Annotated in this window: 15 protein-coding genes; 10 read left to right on the top strand and 5 right to left on the bottom strand. The window is 67.5% G+C overall.

Annotation, left to right across the window (positions count from 1 at the left end):
- Nucleotide 1: 1 nt before the first annotated feature.
- Nucleotides 2–1,825, bottom strand: a complete 1,824-nt coding sequence (locus ASD42_RS32720; RefSeq protein WP_056824470.1) for a sensor histidine kinase — start codon at nt 1,823–1,825, stop codon at nt 2–4.
- Nucleotides 1,826–1,964: 139 nt separating this feature from the next.
- On the opposite strand from ASD42_RS32720, the gene ASD42_RS32715 reads away from it, so the two are divergent.
- Nucleotides 1,965–2,747: a sigma 54 modulation/S30EA ribosomal C-terminal domain-containing protein gene (locus tag ASD42_RS32715; RefSeq protein WP_056824467.1), complete on the top strand. Its 783-nt coding sequence runs from the start codon at nt 1,965–1,967 to the stop codon at nt 2,745–2,747.
- Between the two features lie 4 nt (nt 2,748–2,751).
- Here the strand turns inward: ASD42_RS32715 and ASD42_RS32710 are convergent, their stop codons facing one another.
- Nucleotides 2,752–3,384, bottom strand: coding sequence for a response regulator transcription factor (locus ASD42_RS32710; RefSeq protein WP_056824462.1), 633 nt, complete (start codon nt 3,382–3,384; stop codon nt 2,752–2,754).
- Nucleotides 3,385–3,704: 320 nt separating this feature from the next.
- Here ASD42_RS32710 and uvrA point away from each other — a divergent pair, with 320 nt between their 5' ends.
- Nucleotides 3,705–6,695, top strand: a complete 2,991-nt coding sequence (gene uvrA / locus ASD42_RS32705; RefSeq protein ID WP_056824459.1) for an excinuclease ABC subunit UvrA — start codon at nt 3,705–3,707, stop codon at nt 6,693–6,695.
- A 464-nt stretch (nt 6,696–7,159) separates the two neighbouring features.
- Here uvrA and ASD42_RS32700 read toward each other — a convergent pair whose 3' ends face one another.
- Nucleotides 7,160–7,501 carry a DUF1844 domain-containing protein gene (locus ASD42_RS32700; protein ID WP_056824843.1) on the bottom strand — a complete coding sequence of 114 codons (342 nt, stop codon included), beginning with the start codon at nt 7,499–7,501 and terminating at the stop codon, nt 7,160–7,162.
- A 335-nt stretch (nt 7,502–7,836) separates the two neighbouring features.
- Between ASD42_RS32700 and infC the strand changes: the two genes are divergently transcribed.
- The 5 genes from infC to ASD42_RS32675 all read left to right on the top strand — a co-directional run bounded on the left by infC (nt 7,837) and on the right by ASD42_RS32675 (nt 10,813).
- Nucleotides 7,837–8,568 (top strand): translation initiation factor IF-3, encoded by a 732-nt coding sequence (gene infC / locus ASD42_RS32695; RefSeq protein WP_056824840.1) that lies wholly within the window; start codon nt 7,837–7,839, stop codon nt 8,566–8,568.
- A 29-nt stretch (nt 8,569–8,597) separates the two neighbouring features.
- Nucleotides 8,598–8,795 (top strand): 50S ribosomal protein L35, encoded by a 198-nt coding sequence (rpmI, locus tag ASD42_RS32690; protein WP_056824456.1) that lies wholly within the window; start codon nt 8,598–8,600, stop codon nt 8,793–8,795.
- A 115-nt stretch (nt 8,796–8,910) separates the two neighbouring features.
- Entirely contained in the window at nt 8,911–9,297 is a 387-nt protein-coding gene (gene rplT / locus ASD42_RS32685; protein ID WP_019046423.1) for a 50S ribosomal protein L20, read from the top strand.
- A 35-nt stretch (nt 9,298–9,332) separates the two neighbouring features.
- Complete coding sequence (locus ASD42_RS32680) at nt 9,333–10,130, top strand: TrmH family RNA methyltransferase (protein ID WP_056824452.1); 798 nt, start codon at nt 9,333–9,335, stop codon at nt 10,128–10,130.
- Between the two features lie 92 nt (nt 10,131–10,222).
- Entirely contained in the window at nt 10,223–10,813 is a 591-nt protein-coding gene (locus ASD42_RS32675) for a DUF1707 SHOCT-like domain-containing protein (RefSeq protein ID WP_056824448.1), read from the top strand.
- A 39-nt stretch (nt 10,814–10,852) separates the two neighbouring features.
- On the opposite strand, the gene ASD42_RS32670 is transcribed toward ASD42_RS32675, so the two are convergent.
- Nucleotides 10,853–11,425 (bottom strand): TetR/AcrR family transcriptional regulator, encoded by a 573-nt coding sequence (locus ASD42_RS32670; protein ID WP_056824445.1) that lies wholly within the window; start codon nt 11,423–11,425, stop codon nt 10,853–10,855.
- 102 nt (nt 11,426–11,527) lie between these two features.
- On the opposite strand from ASD42_RS32670, the gene ASD42_RS32665 reads away from it, so the two are divergent.
- Nucleotides 11,528–12,961, top strand: a complete 1,434-nt coding sequence (locus tag ASD42_RS32665; RefSeq protein WP_056824443.1) for a DHA2 family efflux MFS transporter permease subunit — start codon at nt 11,528–11,530, stop codon at nt 12,959–12,961.
- Here ASD42_RS32665 and ASD42_RS32660 read toward each other — a convergent pair.
- Nucleotides 12,940–13,272 carry a hypothetical protein gene (locus ASD42_RS32660; protein WP_200950553.1) on the bottom strand — a complete coding sequence of 111 codons (333 nt, stop codon included), beginning with the start codon at nt 13,270–13,272 and terminating at the stop codon, nt 12,940–12,942. The genes ASD42_RS32665 and ASD42_RS32660 overlap by 22 nt on opposite strands.
- A 900-nt stretch (nt 13,273–14,172) precedes the next feature.
- Between ASD42_RS32660 and pheS the strand changes: the two genes are divergently transcribed.
- Both pheS and pheT read left to right on the top strand, forming a co-directional pair.
- A complete protein-coding gene (gene pheS / locus ASD42_RS32655) occupies nt 14,173–15,234 on the top strand; it encodes a phenylalanine--tRNA ligase subunit alpha (RefSeq protein WP_056824833.1) in 1,062 nt (353 codons plus the stop codon).
- A gap of 19 nt (nt 15,235–15,253) precedes the next feature.
- Nucleotides 15,254–17,755, top strand: a complete 2,502-nt coding sequence (gene pheT, locus ASD42_RS32650) for a phenylalanine--tRNA ligase subunit beta (protein ID WP_056824440.1) — start codon at nt 15,254–15,256, stop codon at nt 17,753–17,755.
- The last annotated feature ends 86 nt before the right edge of the window (nt 17,756–17,841 follow it).

Here is a 17,841-nt window from a genome sequence, read left to right as displayed (position 1 = left end):
CTCAGTCCTCGCCTGTCTCGGGTCCGGCCGCGAGGGCGAACCCGCCGGTCGTCGGCGCGTCCTGGGGCAGTGGCACCGCCCAGCGCAGCTGCGTGCCCGGCATCTCGGGGTGATTGCCGTCGGCGTCGGGGCGCTCGGCCGGACCGATCTCGAAGTTCCCGGCCGCCTCCTGCGCGCGTTGTTCGAGATTGCGCAGCCCGCTGCGGATGACGTGGGCGGGGATGCCCCAGCCGTTGTCGGACACCGTGATCACCAGATCGTCGGCCACCTCGATCACGATGGCGACGGTGTCGGCGCCGGAATGGCGCACCGCGTTGCTCACCGCCTCGCGCACCACCGCCTCGGCGTGGTCGGCCAGCTGCGGGTCGAGCACCGACAGCGGGCCCGACACCTGGATCGTCGCGCGCAGGGCGATGTCGGCGGTCTGGCGCCGGATCGCGACCTCGAGGCGCTGCTGCAGTCCCTCACTGTGGCCGGAACTGCCCGCGTGCAGATCGAAGATGGAGGTGCGGATCTCCTGGACCACTTCTTGCAGATCCATGATCACCGTCGAAAGCCGTTGCCGCACTTCGGGAACCACCGCTTTGGGCATGGTCGCCTGCACGGTGAGGCCGATCGCGAACAGTCGCTGGATCACATGATCGTGCAGGTCGCGCGCGATCCGATCGCGGTCGGCGACGAGGTCGAGTTCGCGCATTCGCTGCTGCGCGTCGGCCAGCCGCACCGCCAGCGCGGCCTGATCACAGAATGCCGCCGTCAGCTCGAGCATCTCGTCGGAATACGGTGCGAAACCCGGCGGCCGGAATGTCACCAGGACGCCGAGGGTGGCATCGGGCGTGCACAGCGGCAGCACGAGAGCCGGTCCGGCGCCGGGCAGTTCGGCCACGGGGAACTCGACGCCGAGCGTCACCTTCGACACATCGTCGAAGCGCAGTGGCGTCCGCCTGCTGAACGCGTCGCCCACCACCGTCCCCGCGATCGGAATGGTCTGCCAGTCCTGGCCCGCGTCGGGGCCGGTCCACTGCGTGACCACCAATTCGCTGATTTCGCCCGGTAATTCGTCCGGCACCGGCACCGAGGCGAGGAACGCTTGATGCGATCCGGTCAGCCCGCGCGCGTGATCGACCACATGGCCGAGCACCCGGTCGGATTCGGTACCGGCCAGGAATTCCGTCGCGATATCGCGGGTGGCCTCGATCCACGCCTGCCTGGTGCGTGCCTGCTCGTAGAGCCGCGCGTTGTCGACCGCGATCCCCGCCGCGGCCGCCAGCGCCAGGACCAGGACTTCGTCTTCTTCGGTGAACGGCTGTCCATCGGACTTCTCGGTGAGATAGAGGCTGCCGAAGACTTCGTCCCGAATGCGTACGGGCACACCGAGAAACGTGTGCATCGGCGGATGTCCCGCCGGAAAACCGATCGAGGATTCGTGCTGGGTGAGATCGGCCAGCCGCAGCGGCGCCTTGTGTGCGAACACCGCGCCGAGTACGCCGTGGCCCGCGGGTAATCGCGCGATCCGGTCGCGGATCTGATCCGGCATGCCCTCGTCGATGAACTGCGCGACCTGCTGATCGTGGCCGCGCACCGCCAGCGCGCCGTAGCGGGCGTCGACGAGGTTCATCGCGGTCCGCACGATGGTGCGCAGGGTTTCGTCCAGGTCCAGACCAGCGGTGACCGTGAGCATGGCCTCGACGAGGCCGTCCATCCGATCGCGCGAACCGATCATCACTTCGACCCGATCGGCGACCTCGCCGATCAGGCTGCGCAACATCTGCCGCGACACCGTCTGGTCAGCCGAATAGCGGCCGCCCCGACCGTCGTTCGCCATCGCAGTACCCCGTCTTCGCAGCTCCTCGAGTGAGTCCATTCGAAGTCTAGTCCGCAATGAGGGGACTTTCGGCCCTTCACTCGCACCGGCGGTAGTGGTGGCATTGGGCACCGGGAATTGGGATCGAGAAGTGGGGCACATGATGAATTCGTTGTCGAGCACCCAGCACTGGACGACCGCCGCGGACCCGGAGCTCGCCGTGACCACCCGCGGCGAAGTGCCGGCCCAGGATGTCACCCGTGCTGTTCGCGCCATCACCCGCGTGATGCGCAGGCACCACCTCGACAGTCCGGCCAGGGTGCGCGTCACCGCGCCGCAGGGCTATGACGAGCCGACTCTGGTGCAGGCCAACATCCGTACCAACGACACCTTCACCCGCGTCCAGGTCACCGGGCCCGGCGGTTTCGCGGTCACCTTCGCCGCCGAACGGCTCGACCGCCAGCTCGCCCGGCGCGCGGGCAAGGAAGCGCGCGGCGCGTGGCCCGATCCGGCCCGTCGCCCGCTGGCCCAGATCACCGAGACGCGGCCGATCATCCGCCGCAAGGACTGTGCCCTGATGACCGGCACCCCGTTGGAAGCCAGCACCGTCCTGGACGCGATGGACTACGACGCCTATCTGTTCACCGACGCCGACACCGGCGAGGACGCCATCGTCACCTGGGCGGACCCGCACGGCGTCGCGCTGGCGAGGCAGCGGCACACCGCCGCGGCGGACGCGTCGGCCGAGCTGCCGCTGACCGCGAGCGCGATGCCGGTGCGGGTGGTTCAGGACGCGGCTCCCATCTTCGCCGAGGACGAAGCCTCCGACGCGTTGTGCGCCGCCGGGCTGCCCTACCTGTTCTTCACCGACAGCCACTCCGGCCGCGGGAACCTGCTCTACCGGCGCTACGACGGGGACCTGACCATCGTCGTCCCGTCCTGAGCCGTCACGGCTCGCGCAGTTTCGTCGCCAGGACGGCGGCCTGGGTGCGGCGCTCCACACCCAGTTTCGCCAGCAGCCGCGACACGTAGTTCTTGACCGTTTTCTCCGCGAGGAACATGCGCGCGGCGATCTGCCGGTTGGTCAGGCCCTCGCCGAGCAGTTCGAGTAGTCGGCGTTCCTGGTCGGTGAGCCCGGCCAGTGGCCCGGAGGGTTCGGCGCTGCGGCGCAGCCGGGCGCGCAACGCGTCGGCCGCTCGGGTATCGAGCAGCGAGTGGCCAGCGCCCACCTGTTTGATCGCGTCGGCCAGTTTCATCCCGTCGATGTTCTTCACCACATAGCCGCTGGCGCCGGCCAGGATGGCGTCGAGCATGGCGTGCTCGTCGGAGAACGAGGTCAGGATCAGGCAGTGCAGGTCGTCGAACTCCGCGAGCAGGTTGCGGCACAGTTCGATGCCGTTGCCGTCGGGTAACCGCACGTCGAGGACCGCGACGTCGGGGCGGGCCTCGCGGATGCGCACCATCGCCTCGGCGACGCCGCCTGCCTGACCGATCACAGTGAGTTCTGGATCACCCTCGAGCAGGTCGATCAATCCTCGCCGCACGATCTCGTGGTCGTCGACCAGAAATACCTCGAGCACGCCGGCTCCTTCATCATGTCGAACGATCCCCACCTGTAGTCAAACATAATCCGCATCGCCGAAATCGTGGGCGTAGAGCCGAAACTCGACGACAACGACCCGACCTCGAGGAGGGTTCGCCGCGCAACGGCCGTCCTGTCGATCAGGTGTCGTTGCGAGGCGACGAGGGAGCAAGCGACGGTGCCTGATCGGCGGGACCGACGGGGCCGCGAACGCGAGCGCACCAGCGCTCCAGCCAAACCTGTCGGACCCCCCGCCTAGCATTGTCGGCGGGGGATTATGTCCGATCGGCGGATGACGATGGAGAAGGGATTCACCAGGTGGCGGAACGCCTCACTGTGCGCGGAGCTCGGGAACACAACCTGAAAGGTGTAGACCTGGATTTGCCGCGCGACAGCCTGATCGTGTTCACAGGTCTGTCCGGTTCCGGGAAGTCGAGCCTGGCGTTCGACACGATCTTCGCCGAGGGGCAGCGCCGCTACGTCGAATCGCTGTCGGCCTACGCGCGACAGTTCCTCGGTCAGATGGACAAGCCGGATGTCGACTTCATCGAGGGCCTCTCGCCCGCGGTGTCGATCGACCAGAAGTCGACCAACCGCAACCCGCGGTCAACGGTCGGCACCATCACCGAGGTCTACGACTACCTGCGCTTGCTCTACGCCCGCGCGGGCACGCCGCACTGCCCGGTGTGTCACGAGCTGATCGCCAAGCAGAGCCCGCAGCAGATCGTCGACCAGGTGCTCGCCATGGACGACGGCCTCAAGTTCCAGGTGCTCGCGCCGGTGGTGCGCACCCGCAAGGGTGAGTTCGTCGACCTGTTCGACCAGCTCAAGACCCAGGGTTACTCGCGCGTGCGGGTCGACGGTGTGGTGTATCCGCTCACCGATCCGCCGAAGCTGAAGAAGCAGGAGAAGCACGACGTCGAGGTGGTCATCGACCGCCTCTCGGTGAAGGCCGCCTCCAAGCAGCGCCTCACCGACTCGATCGAGACCGCGCTGCGGCTGGCCGACGGCATCGTCGTGCTCGATTTCGTCGACCGCGACGAGCACGCGCACGACCGCGAGCGCCGCTTCTCCGAGCGCCTCGCCTGCCCCAACGGCCACCCCCTCGACATCGAAGACCTCGAGCCGCGCTCGTTCTCCTTCAACTCGCCCTACGGCGCCTGCCCCGACTGCACGGGCCTCGGCATCCGCAAGGAAGTCGACCCGGAACTCGTGGTGCCCGATCCGGACCTGAGCCTGGCCGACGGCGCGATCGCCCCGTGGTCGCGCGGGCAGACCGCCGAGTACTTCAACCGATTGCTCTCCGGCCTGGCCGAAGCGGTCGGCTTCTCCATGGACACCCCGTGGCGCGATCTGCCCGCGAAGGCACGCAAGGCCGTGCTGGAAGGCAGTTCCGACCAGGTACACGTGGCCTACACCAACCGCTACGGCCGCAAGCGCTCCTACTACGCCGATTTCGAAGGCGTGATGCCGTTCCTGCAGCGGCGCATGGAGAACACCGAGTCCGAGCAGATGAAAGAGCACTACGACGGCTACATGCGCGATGTGGCGTGCCCGGTCTGCAACGGTTCACGACTGCGCCCGGAGATCCTGGCCGTCACGCTGGCCGCCGACGGCACCGACAAGTCGATCGCCGAGGTCAGCGAGCTGTCCATCGGCGACTGCGCGCACTTCCTGAACTCGCTCACGCTGGGGGAGCGCGAGACCGCGATCGCCGGTCAGGTGCTCAAGGAGATCCAGGCCAGGCTCGGCTTCCTGCTCGATGTCGGCCTGGAATATCTGACGCTCTCGCGCGCCGCCGCGACCCTGTCCGGTGGTGAGGCCCAGCGCATCCGGCTGGCCACCCAGATCGGTTCGGGCCTGGTCGGTGTCCTCTATGTTCTCGACGAGCCCTCGATCGGCCTGCATCAGCGCGACAACCGCAGGCTCATAGAGACGCTGCTGCGCTTGAAGAAGCTGGGCAACACCCTGATCGTCGTCGAGCACGACGAGGACACCATCCGCGCGTCGGACTGGGTGGTCGACATCGGCCCGCTCGCCGGCGAACACGGTGGCCGGGTGGTGCACAGCGGCACGTACGCCGAATTGCTCGACGTGCCCGAATCCCTCACCGGCGCTTACCTTTCGGGCCGCGAGCAGATCGAGCTGCCGCTGGTGCGCCGCGCGATCGACAAGAAGCGCAGGCTCACCGTCGTCGGCGCCACCGAGCACAATCTGCAGAATGTCGACGTAGCGTTCCCGCTGGGTGTGCTCACCGCGGTCACCGGTGTCTCGGGCTCGGGCAAGTCGACCCTGGTCAACGACATCTTGGCCACCGTGCTGGCCAACAAACTCAACGGCGCCCGCCAGGTGCCGGGCAGGCACACCAGGATCAACGGTCTCGACAACCTCGACAAGCTGGTGCAGGTCGACCAGTCGCCGATCGGTCGTACCCCCCGCTCGAATCCGGCCACCTACACCGGCGTCTTCGACAAGATCCGCACCTTGTTCGCCTCCACCACCGAGGCGAAGGTGCGCGGCTATCAACCCGGCCGGTTCTCGTTCAACGTCAAGGGCGGACGCTGCGAGGCCTGCTCGGGCGACGGCACGCTCAAGATCGAGATGAACTTCCTCCCGGACGTCTACGTCCCCTGTGAGGTCTGCCACGGCGCCCGCTACAACCGGGAAACCCTCGAGGTGCACTACAAGGGCAAGACCATCGCCGAGGTCCTCGACATGCCGATCGACGAGGCCGCCGACTTCTTCGAGGCAATCACCTCGATCCACCGCTACCTCAAGACCCTCGTCGAGGTCGGCCTGGGTTATGTGCGCCTCGGCCAGAGCGCGCCGACCCTGTCCGGCGGTGAGGCCCAGCGCGTGAAACTGGCCGCCGAACTGCAGAAGCGGTCCATGGGGCGCACTGTCTACATCCTCGACGAGCCGACCACGGGGCTGCACTTCGAGGACATCCGCAAGCTGCTCAAGGTGATCAACGGGCTGGTCGACAAGGGCAACACGGTGATCGTCATCGAGCACAACCTCGATGTCATCAAGACCGCCGACTGGGTCGTCGACATGGGCCCCGAGGGTGGTTCCGGCGGCGGCACCGTGGTCGCCACCGGCACTCCCGAAGACATCGCCGCGGCGTCGGACAGCTACACCGGCCAGTTCCTCAAGGAGGTACTGGCCGCGCCCGCACCGAAGAAGCCCGCCGCGAAGAAGACCGCGCCGAAGAAGGCTGCCGAGAAAGCCGGCCCCGCGGCCAAGAAGGCACCGGCGGAGACGGCCGCGGCCAAGCGGTTGGCCCGAAAGGCGGCCGCGCTGCGCTGAACCGGGCTACCTTCCTTTCGAGACATCCCGGAAGGGACTTTCCGAAAGCACCACGAAGTGAAACAGTCGTAGGTAACATTCGCCTCACCGTCCCCGGAATGCCGGGTCGTAGCGGTTTGTCGACGGCTCGATCGTCGTGTAGTTCGAAAGGAACGTCCTCATGGATGAAGCCACCACGGCGCTCATCGCCCAGATTCTCGGTTTCCTCGCCGGCGGGTCATCGTTGGCTTACGAGCCCACCAAGCCGACCGTCTGACCTGGATCGAAAGGAACGCCTGTAATGGATACCGGAAGCGCAGCCCTGCTCGCCGCACTCGCCAATATGATCTCCTCCGGATCGGCGGTGTCGGTCACCCCCGGTGGCCCCACTCCGACCCCCGTGGTCTGAGTCGCGACGTTCGTTCGCAGCACAGAAAAGATCCGCCGACGCTCTGCGTCGGCGGATCTTTTCGTTGACAGAACTTTCAGTGCACCGGGCCGGTGTACTTCTCGCCCGGCCCCATCCCCGGCGCGTCCGGCACCGACGACGCCTCGCGGAACGCGCGCTGCAGCGCCTGCAGGCCCTCGCGGATCGGACCCGCGTGCGGGCCGAGATACTCCACCGACGCGGTGACCAGCCCGGCCAGCGCGGTGATCACCCGGCGCGCCTCGTCGAGGTCGACGCCCGCACCCGAATCCGGGGTCTCCTCGGCCAGGCCCAGCTTCTCCGCGGCCGAGCTCATCAGCATCACGGCGGCCCGGCTGATCACCTCGACGGCGGGGATGTCGGCCAGGTCGCGCACAGGAGGATCGAGCTCGTCAGTCATGCTGATCAGGCTATAGCGAGCCGGATTCCGGATGCTCGCGCCAGGTGCGATTCGGTCATAGCCCAACGCCATGCTAAGCTCTTCGCTGACGACCGCCCCTGGATGTGTCATGCATCCGTGGGGCAGATAAGTGGAGCCCGACTCCCACCGTTACCGGCGAGCAATCGTTCGGATAAACGGTCCCGGTCACCCGCTCATTGTGGTGGGTTTCCCGTGTGCCTGGCACGCGGGGGTCGACAACCGAGCCTGTGAGGGTTTCGGCTGTGGGCGATCGGTCGACATCGGGCCCCGTGGCGGAGAAATACCGCACCGGGGCTTTCGTGTTGAAACAGGGGTTGCAGTTATTGCGTGCGGTCGTTAAGACGACACCGCTTGACCTAGGAGGCCCCATCAGCACTGAGACCCGCATCAACGATCGCATCCGTGTTCCCGAGGTTCGTCTCATCGGACCCGGCGGCGAACAGGTTGGGATCGTGCGTGTTGAAGATGCACTACGCGTCGCGCTCGAAGCCGACCTCGACCTCGTCGAGGTAGCACCCGATGCCCGTCCGCCGGTCTGCAAGATCATGGACTACGGCAAGTTCAAGTACGAGACCGCGCAGAAGGCGCGCGAGTCCCGTAAGAACCAGGTCCAGACCGTGATCAAGGAGCAGAAGCTCCGTCCGAAGATCGACGACCACGACTACGAGACCAAGAAGCGCAACGTCGTTCGCTTCCTCGAAGCCGGGTCCAAGGTCAAGGTCACGATCATGTTCCGCGGTCGTGAGCAGTCGCGTCCCGAACTCGGCTTCCGGTTGCTCCAGCGTCTGGGCTCCGACGTGGCCGATCTCGGGTTCGTCGAGACCTCGGCCAAGCAGGACGGCCGCAACATGACCATGGTCCTCGCTCCTCACAAGGGCGCGAAGACGCGGGTGAAGGCCCAGCAGGACTCCTCGGCGCCGGCGGCGACACGTCAGCCGCTGCCGACCGGTCCCGCCAGTGCCGAACCGGCCGCGCTGGTCGAGACGGCCGCACCGGTCGAGCAGGCCGCGCCTGCCGAGCAGGCTGCGCCGGCCGACCCGCAGTAAACGATTTCAACGACTAGATAGAGGAATCCATGCCGAAGAACAAGACCCACAGCGGCGCCAAGAAGCGATTCAAGGTGACCGGCCGGGGCAAGCTGCTTCGCGAGCAGGCGAACCGTCGCCACCTCCTGGAGCACAAGTCCTCTCGCCGGACTCGTCGTCTGGAAGGCACGGAGTCCGTCGCTTCCGTCGACGTCCCCCGCGTGAAGCGGCTGCTCGGTCTCGCCTGACCTTCGGGTCAGCTCGACCGTCGCAACCCGACGATTCCGCGGCCGGGATAACCGGACGCCGACAACTACCGAATTCGGGCGCCGCCGCGCCCCCAGATGATCAAGGACTACCAAAGTGGCACGCGTCAAAAGGGCCGTCAACGCTCAGAAGAAGCGCCGTTCCATCCTCGAGGCCTCCAAGGGCTACCGGGGCCAGCGTTCGCGCCTGTACCGCAAGGCCAAGGAACAGCAGCTCCACTCGCTGACCTACGCCTACCGTGACCGCAAGGCGCGCAAGGGTGACTTCCGCAAGCTGTGGATTGCTCGTATCAACGCCGCCGCGCGTCTGAACGACATCACCTACAACCGCTTCATCCAGGGCCTCAAGGCCGCTGGTGTCGAGGTGGACCGCAAGATCCTCGCCGAGCTCGCGGTCTCCGACGCCGAGGCCTTCGCCGGCCTGGTGGCTGTCGCCAAGGCCGCACTGCCGGCCGACGTCAACGCCCCGGCCACCGCTGCCTGAGCTTGACAACACATAGCGATCTGTCGGAACGACCCGTGGACGCGCTCTCCGAGCGCAACCCGCGGGTCGTTTCCGCTGTCAAGCTCCAGCGCGCGGCCCAGCGCCGCAAGTCCGGCCTGTTCCTCGCCGAGGGCGCCAACGCCGTGTCCGCCGCCCTGGAGACCGGTCGCGTCCGGGAGATCTTCTATTCGCTCGCGGCCGCCGGTCGGGAGAACGCGCTGATCGCCGGTGCCGCCGCCGACGGCGTCCGCACCACCCTGGTCAGCGATCGCGCCGCCGAACATCTCGGCGAAACCGTCACCGCGCCCGGCCTTGTCGCGGTGTGCGAACTCGTCGACGTGCCGCTCGGCGAGATCCTCGACCGTGGCCCGCGCATGCTGGCCGTCCCTGTCGAGATCGCCGAACCCGGCAACGCGGGCACCCTGATCCGGGTCGCCGATGCCGTCGGCGCCGACGGTGTGGTGCTGACGGGCGAGACCGTCGACCCGCACAACGGCAAATGCGTGCGCGCCAGCGCGGGCAGCCTGTTCCACGTCCCCGTGGCCCGCAGCCGCGATATCACCGCGACGCTCGACGCGATCTCCGCCGCCGGCGTGACGATCCTCGCGACCGCCGCCACCGGCGAGGTCGATCTCGACGCCGCCGACGACATCCTCAGCGGACCGGTCGCCTGGCTCTTCGGCAACGAGGCCCACGGCCTCGACCCCGCCGTCGCCGCCCGCGCCGATCACCGCATCCGCATTCCCATCCACGGCCGCGCCGAAAGCCTGAATCTGGCTGCGGCAGCGGCTATCTGCCTCTACGCGAGCGCACGCGTCCAGCACGCGAAGTAGGGCCAAGGGCCGCGCTCGGTATCGATCGCGCAGGGGTAGATGCGGCACTAGACTCGATTAACGATGTCCTGCGCTACCGAGGAAGTGCCGCTATGACCGCGACTCCCGATCCCGACGGACTGCGTCTCAGCGACGGTGAACGGACGCACGCGCTCGACGTGCTCGGCAAGCATTTCGCCGACGGGCGGCTCGACGTCGCCGAATTCTACGACCGCTCGGGCACCGTCGCCGCAGCCCGCACCTTGGCAACACTCACCGAACCGTTCCGCGGGTTGCCCGGCGGCGTGCCGCTGACCAGGGTAGACGGGCGGTTGCTCGCAGTGCCCGCTGCCGACGACACCGTGACGAAAAGCGGCGATGGACCGGTCGTGGTCTCCACCGCGGCAGCCGAACTCTCCGCCCTGCGTGCCCGCGGTGACACGATCGCCTCGATCGACTGGATCATCGTCGGTATCACCCTGATCGGTTTTCTCGTGCTGCAGGTGATCGTCGGGTGGGACTACGCCTGGATCGTGTGGCCGTCGCTGATCATCACGCTGAGCATTCCGCGAATGATCCTGCGGTTCAGCGATTCCGACGAAAAGGTCTATGAGGATCTGAAGAAGACCGACAACGAGGCAAGGAAGAAGCGGCTGGCGGAGGCCGCGAAACGAATCCGGGAGCTGGAAAGCGGCCAGAAGTAGACGGCCCGACGCCCCGTCGTATCGCGGGGTGCGGAGGAGTCAGGATGATGGCGCGATAGCGCCGCCCAGGTCGGCGAGGATTTCGGTGGCCCAGGGGAGTGGGATCGCGTCGCTGCCCGCGACCTGCATCGCCGTCATGATGGTGAGCAGCATGCCGGTGGCGACGAAGTGGCGCGATTCCGAGGTATCGGCGCCGGTGAGTTCGCCGATCAGGCGATAGATGCGCCCGAACCGTTCTCGCATGTGGTCGCCGATCGCCGGATCCGCGCTGGCGGCGGCGCCGTGCAGCAGGATGAGGGGGAGTTCGCGTTCTTTCAGGAAGATGTCGAAGCCGTTGCCGAGGGAGTGCAATGCCTGCGCGGTGTCGGCGTCCGGGGCGATCTCGGCGTCGCGGAACACCTGCTCGATGCGGGTGCACACCTCGAGCATGCAGGCGATGAACAGCTGCTGCTTGGTCCCGAACAGGCGGATCACATAGGGCTGCGAAACTCCCGCCCGCCGGGCGATCTCATCGGTCTTCGTTGCGGCATAACCAGTTTCGGCGAAGGCGTGGATCGCGGCTTCGAGCACCTGGGCGCTGCGCTCGGTCGCGGTCATCCGGGTTCTCGTCATGGGCGCCAGTGCCTCCTCGTTCGTCTGCCTCTTGACATGTTATCAGTCGATGCATAACCATGGACAGTGTAGTTATCAGTCAATAACAACTAAGGGCTGGGCATGACGCAAACACTCGAATCCGGCGACGCGCACGCCGCCGAAGTGCCGCCGGTCTCCGGGGCGAAGAACAAACCGCTCGGCGCGGTCATCGCCGCTGTCGGCATTCCGATGTTCATGGTCACGTTGGACAACCTCGTCGTGACGAACGCCCTGCCGGTGATCAAAGCGGAACTCGGAGCCTCGCTTTCGGACCTGCAGTGGTTCATCAACGCGTACACGTTGTCCTTCGCCGCGCTGCTGCTGTCGGCTTCGGCCCTCGGTGACCGGATCGGCCGCCGCCGGGTGTTCCTGGCCGGTATCGGCATCTTCGTCGTCGCTTCCGGCGCGTGCGCGCTGGCGACCGAACCATGGATGTTGATCGCGGCCCGTGCGGTGCAGGGCGTCGGTGGTGCGGCTGTGATGCCGTTGTCGCTCACCTTGCTCGCCGCCGCGGTGCCCGCGACGATGCGCAGCGCCGCGATCGGCATCTGGGGCGGCATCGCCGGTCTGGGTGTCGCGGTCGGGCCGGTTGTCGGTGGTGCGGTGGTCGACGGTCTGAACTGGCAGTGGATCTTCTGGCTCAATGTTCCGATCGGTCTGCTGGCGCTGCCGTTCGCCGCGCGTATGCTCGCTGAATCACGAGGCGCCGCACGGAAACTCGACTACCTGGGCGTGCTGCTCTCGGCCGGTGGCGTGCTCGCGCTCGTGTGGGGTGTCATCCACGGTGCCGACGACGGCTGGACCGCACCGCAGGTGCTCACCGCCCTGATCGGCGGCGTCGCGCTGCTCGTGGCGTTCGTCGCCTGGGAAACCTACGTCACCGACCCGATGCTCCCGCTGCGCATGTTCAGATCCCGCGGCCTGAGCCTGAGCTTCATCGTGTCCTTCGGCTTCTCGTCCGGCGTCTTCGGCTCGATCTTCCTGCTCGCTCAGTTCTTCCAGGTGGTGCAGGGCTACTCGCCGCTGGAATCGGGCATCCGCACGATGCCGTGGACGATGGTTCCGATGGTCGTCGCGCCACTGGCCGGCCTGATCGTCGACCGTGTCGGCGCCCGCACGCTCATCGCGATCGGCCAGCTCTGTTTGGCAGTGTCGCTTGCCTGGATGGCGATGATCACCACCGCCGACGTCCCCTACCTCGCGTTCGTCGCCCCGTTCGTCCTCGGCGGCATCGGCATGGGTCTCACCTTCGCCCCCTCGTCCACCATCGTCATGGCCAGCGCTTCCCCCGCTGACCAGGGCATGGCATCGGGCATCAGCAGCACCGTCCGCGAAGTGGGCGTGGCCATGGGCATCGCCGTCCTGGCCTCGGTGTTCGCCTCCTACGGCTCCTACACCGACCCCCAGTCCTACGTCGACGGGCTGGTTCCCGCCGTGTGGGTCGGCGCCGCTCTAGTCGCCTTCGCCGCGGTGGTAGCGGTTTTCCTTCCGCGTCACAGCAAGCCCGCGGAATAGCCACCGACCGCAGTCGGCTGCCCCGGCCGACTGCGGTTCGGCTGAACGACCACCTGCTGGGCATCGTCATAGATGATGGTTCCCGGCGAATCGGACTCCCGCCGCTCCCACTCGATCCCGTGGGCGTCGAGAATCGCGAGATAGCCACCGACGCGCTCGATCATCGACACCGCGCTCGACTTGAACCACGAGGCCGCCCCCGGATGCAGGTCGCGGTCGTACACGCGCGGATCCACCTCGCTCGGATTCGTCAGATTCTCACTGAACCAATCATTGCCCGAGCGCCGGAACCGGACCTCCTCGGCGCTCAACTGTCCCTCCATCCACAACCCGTTGACCAGCCCGAACACGCCTGGATAGCGACCGTGCCGATTGGGCCGGGCACCTTGGAACCGAACATAGGCCGAACCGGCAGGCGATCCGCCCCGACGGTCGCCGATCCCCGTCACCCGACACCATCCGGGTGCTGCCCCTGCTCCGGGGCGGCCTCGCGCCGTTCGGGACGACGCGCACACAAACTCTCCACGCGCGGAGACGAATGTCGCCCCGCGGGCCGTATCCCGAAGCCACACAACGCAAGACCGCTCCCAGGAGCGGTACGCCGCCCCTGCGGCGGCGTTGGATCGCAGGTCTGTTCAGCCATCGAGTCGTCCTGTTCTCGAGTCGAACACGCTGGTGTGTTTGATCATTTGGACGCGCCCCGAACCCATTCGGTTCCCTCTGATTCCGATCGCTTTCCGATTGCTCTGAGAAACAGTCGATTTCGCGCCGGTTGCCACAGGCCGCACGGAACTCCCGCCCTTAGGGCGGGTGAGCAACACGATGTCGGAGCGGGGTTTCGGCTACTCCGCCGACTCGGCCGAGAACTGCTCGTCGTCGACCTGCTGGGAGCCGGTGCGGAAACCATCGGGGTCCGTGGGCTCGACGGCTATCGACCGAGTCGCCCATTCGCCGGCGGGCAGAGTGCGCGTCCACGGATGGGCGCGTCAGTTCGGCGGCGTGGCGGTCAGGAGCCCCGAGCGCGAGTCAGTCGATCATCGTCCTGACCTGGACTGGTCGGTCCGCACTCGGACCCGTGGACCAGCGACGATCGGCTCGCGAGTAATCCGGATGAATCGCGGGAACCCCATCCCATAGGATTTACGCAGCACCGATGCGGGATGGCAATGACGCGCCCGCGAACCGATCCCCAGGGGAGAGTCGAGAAGATCGTGGCCGACGACAACAGTGGAGTCGAGCAAAACGCCTCTTTGACCGAGGAGGCACTCGCGGCAGCGGCGGCGGAGGCCGAGAAGGCGTTTGCCGCGGCGGCTGATCTGGACGCGCTGGCGGTCGCCAAGACCGACTTCATCGGCGGCAAGTCGCCGATCGCGCTCGCGCAGCGTGGGCTGGGCAGTGTGTCCAAGGAGGAGAAGGCCGAGGCCGGTAAGCGGGTTAACCTCGCGCGTAAGCGGGTGTCGGACGCGTTCGAGGCGCGCCGTGCAGCGCTCTTGGCAGAGCGCGATCAGGCGGTGCTCATCTCCGAGAAGATCGACGTCACGCTGCCCGCCCGGCGTCAGCCCGTCGGCGCCCGGCACCCGATCACCGTCATCTCCGAGCAGATCGCCGACTTCTTCGTCGGGATGGGCTGGGAGGTCGCCGAGGGTCCCGAGGTGGAGACCGAGCACTTCAACTTCGACGCGCTGAACTTCCTGCCCGATCACCCGGCGCGCACCATGCAGGACACCTTCCACATCGCCCCGGAGGGTTCGCGCCAGGTGCTGCGCACGCACACCTCCCCGGTGCAGGTGCGGTCCATGCTCGAGCGTGAGTTGCCGATCTATGTCGCGTGCCCCGGTCGCACCTTCCGCACCGACGAGCTCGACGCCACCCACACCCCGGTGTTCTCCCAGGTGGAGGGTCTGGCGATCGACAAGGGCCTGACCATGGCGCACCTGCGCGGTGTCCTGGACGCGTTCGCGCAGGCCATGTTCGGCCCCGAGACCCGTACTCGCATGCGCCCGAACTACTTCCCCTTCACCGAGCCGTCGGCCGAGGTCGACGTGTGGTTCCCGAACAAGAAGGGCGGCGCGGGCTGGATCGAGTGGGGCGGCTGCGGCATGGTCAACCCGAAGGTCCTGATCGCCAGCGGCATCGACCCCGAGGTGTATTCCGGGTTCGCGTTCGGCATGGGCATGGAACGCACCCTGCAGTTCCAGACCACGATCGCCGACATGCGCGACATCGTCGAGGGTGACGTGCGGTTCACCCTGCCCTTCGGTATCCGGTCTTAGAGAGAGAGCGAAACGTCAAGTGCGAGTAGCACAGTCCTGGCTGACCGAGATCCTGCAGCGCACCACCCCCGAGTGGTCGGTGTCGGCGGAAGAGCTCGACGCGGGCTTCGTCCGGGTGGGTTTGGAAGTCGAAGAGGTCGACAAGCTCGAGCCGATCGGCGGTGACATCGACAAGCCGCTGGTCGTCGGTCGCGTCGCCGAGATCACCGAGCTCACCGAGTTCAAGAAGCCGATCCGCTTCTGCAAGGTCGATGTCGGCAACCCCGAGTTGCAGGAAATCGTCTGTGGCGCACGCAATTTCGCGGTCGGCGACCTCGTCGTGGTCGTGCTGCCCGGCGGTGAGCTGCCCGGCGGGTTCAAGATCTCCTCGCGCAAGACCTACGGGCACACCTCCAACGGCATGATCTGCTCGGTCGCCGAACTCGGCATCGGCAAGGATCACGACGGCATCCTGGTGCTCGAGCCGGGTTCCGCGCAGCCGGGTGACGACGCGAACGTGCTGCTCGGCACCGATGACACCATCATCGAACTCAACATCACTCCCGATCGCGGCTACTGCTTCTCGGTGCGCGGGCTGGCCCGCGAACTGGCCTGCGGCTTCGACCTCGAATACGCCGACCCGGCCGTGCGCACGCTGCCCGAGGCCGAAGCGCTCGCCTGGGCGGTGCGCCTGGACGACGATTCGGACTGCACCCGCTTCGGCGCGCGCCGCGTCACCGGGATCGACCCGAACGCGGTGAGCCCGCTGTGGTTGCAGCGCAGGCTGATGCTGTCGGGCATGCGTCCGATCTCCCCGGCCGTCGACGTCACCAACTATGTGATGCTCGAGCTCGGTCAGCCGCTGCACGCCTTCGATGCGGCGAAGCTGCACGGCGGCTTGGTCGTTCGCTCGGCGCACAAGGGCGAGACCCTGCGCACTCTCGACGACACCGAGCGCACCCTCGACGCCGAGGACGTGGTGATCGCCGATGATTCCGGCGTCATCTCCCTCGCCGGTGTCATGGGCGGTGCGAGCACCGAGGTCGGGCCGGAGACCACCGATGTGGTCCTGGAAGCCGCCGTCTGGAACCCGCTGCGGGTGTACCGGACCTCGCGCCGCCACAAGCTCTCCTCGGAGGCGGGCAAGCGGTACGAACGGGTCGTCGATCCCGAGATCAATATCGCCGCGCTCGACCGCGCCGCGACCCTGCTCGCTGACATCACCGGCGGCACCATCGAATCCGCGCTCACCGACATCCGGGTGCCCCTGGAGCCGGTCGCGCCGATCGCGATGGACATCGACCTGCCCGACCGCGTCGCCGGCGTCACCTACCCGGCGGGCACCTCCGTGCGCAGGCTGGCCCAGATCGGCGCCGGCGTCGAGATCGAGGTCAACGACGCGGGCAAGACCCAGCTGCTGGTGACCCCGCCGAGCTGGCGCCCCGACCTCACCCAGCCCGCCGACCTGGTCGAAGAGGTCCTGCGGCTGGAGGGGCTCGAGCAGATCCCGTCCATCCTGCCGACCGCACCCGGCGGCCGCGGTCTGACCGCGCACCAGCAGCGTCGCCGCGCGGTGAGCCGGGCACTGGCGTTCGCCGGCGCCGTCGAGGTGCCGCCGCCCGCCTTCCTGCCCGGTGGGGTGTTCGAGGTGTGGGGTCTGGACGCCGACGACCCGCGTCGCAACACCACTCGCGTGCTGAACCCCCTCGACAGCGACCGCCCCGAACTGGCGACCACGTTGCTGCCGGGACTGCTGGAAGTGGCCATCCGCAATATCTCCCGAGGCGCACGCGACCTGACCATCTACGGCATCGCCCAGGTGGTACGGCCCGGCGCGCAGACCCACTCGGTCGAGGCGCTGCCGGTGGATCGTCGTCCCACCGACGAGCAGATCGCCGAGCTCAAAGCCTCGCTGCCGGCCCAGCCGGTGCACGTGGCCGCAGTGCTCAGCGGCAAGCACGACCCTCGTGGGCCGTGGGGGCCGGGCCGTGCGGCCGAGGCCGCCGACGCCTTCGCGCTGGTCGACGACATCGCCGACGCGGCCGGAATCGTCATCGAACGCCGATCCGCCAACTACCTGCCGTGGCATCCCGGCCGCTGCGCCGAACTGCTCGTCGACGGTGTCGTCGTCGGTCACGCGGGCGAACTGCATCCGGCCGTCCTGGAGCGTGCCGGTCTGCCGCCGCGCACCTGCGCGCTGGAAGTCGATCTCGACGCCCTGCCGCTGAACGAGTCCCTGCCCGCCCCGGCGATCTCGGCCTTCCCCGCCGTCCTGCAGGACGTGTCGATCAGCGTCGAGAAGACCGTCCCCGCCGCGCAGGTGGAAACCGCGCTCCGCACCGGCGGTGGCGACCTGCTCGAAAGCATCGCCCTGTTCGACGTCTACGAAGGCGCCCAGGCAGGTGAGGGCCGCAAATCCCTCACCTACGCCCTGCGCTTCCGTGCCCCCGACCGCACCCTCACCGAAGACGAGGCGAGCGCCGCCCGCGACGCCGCCGTCGCCTCGGCCACCACCGCGGTCGGCGCCGAACTGCGCGGCTGATCCGCACTCGACACCCGAAGGCCGTCCGGTTCCACCGGGCGGCCTTCGTCGTGGTGTGATAGTCCCTCGCGCCGGAATGCGGGGGA

The organism is Nocardia sp. Root136, from assembly GCF_001427185.1.
GTDB lineage: Bacteria > Actinomycetota > Actinomycetes > Mycobacteriales > Mycobacteriaceae > Nocardia > Nocardia salmonicida.
This window is presented reverse-complemented; position numbering and strand designations above follow the sequence as displayed.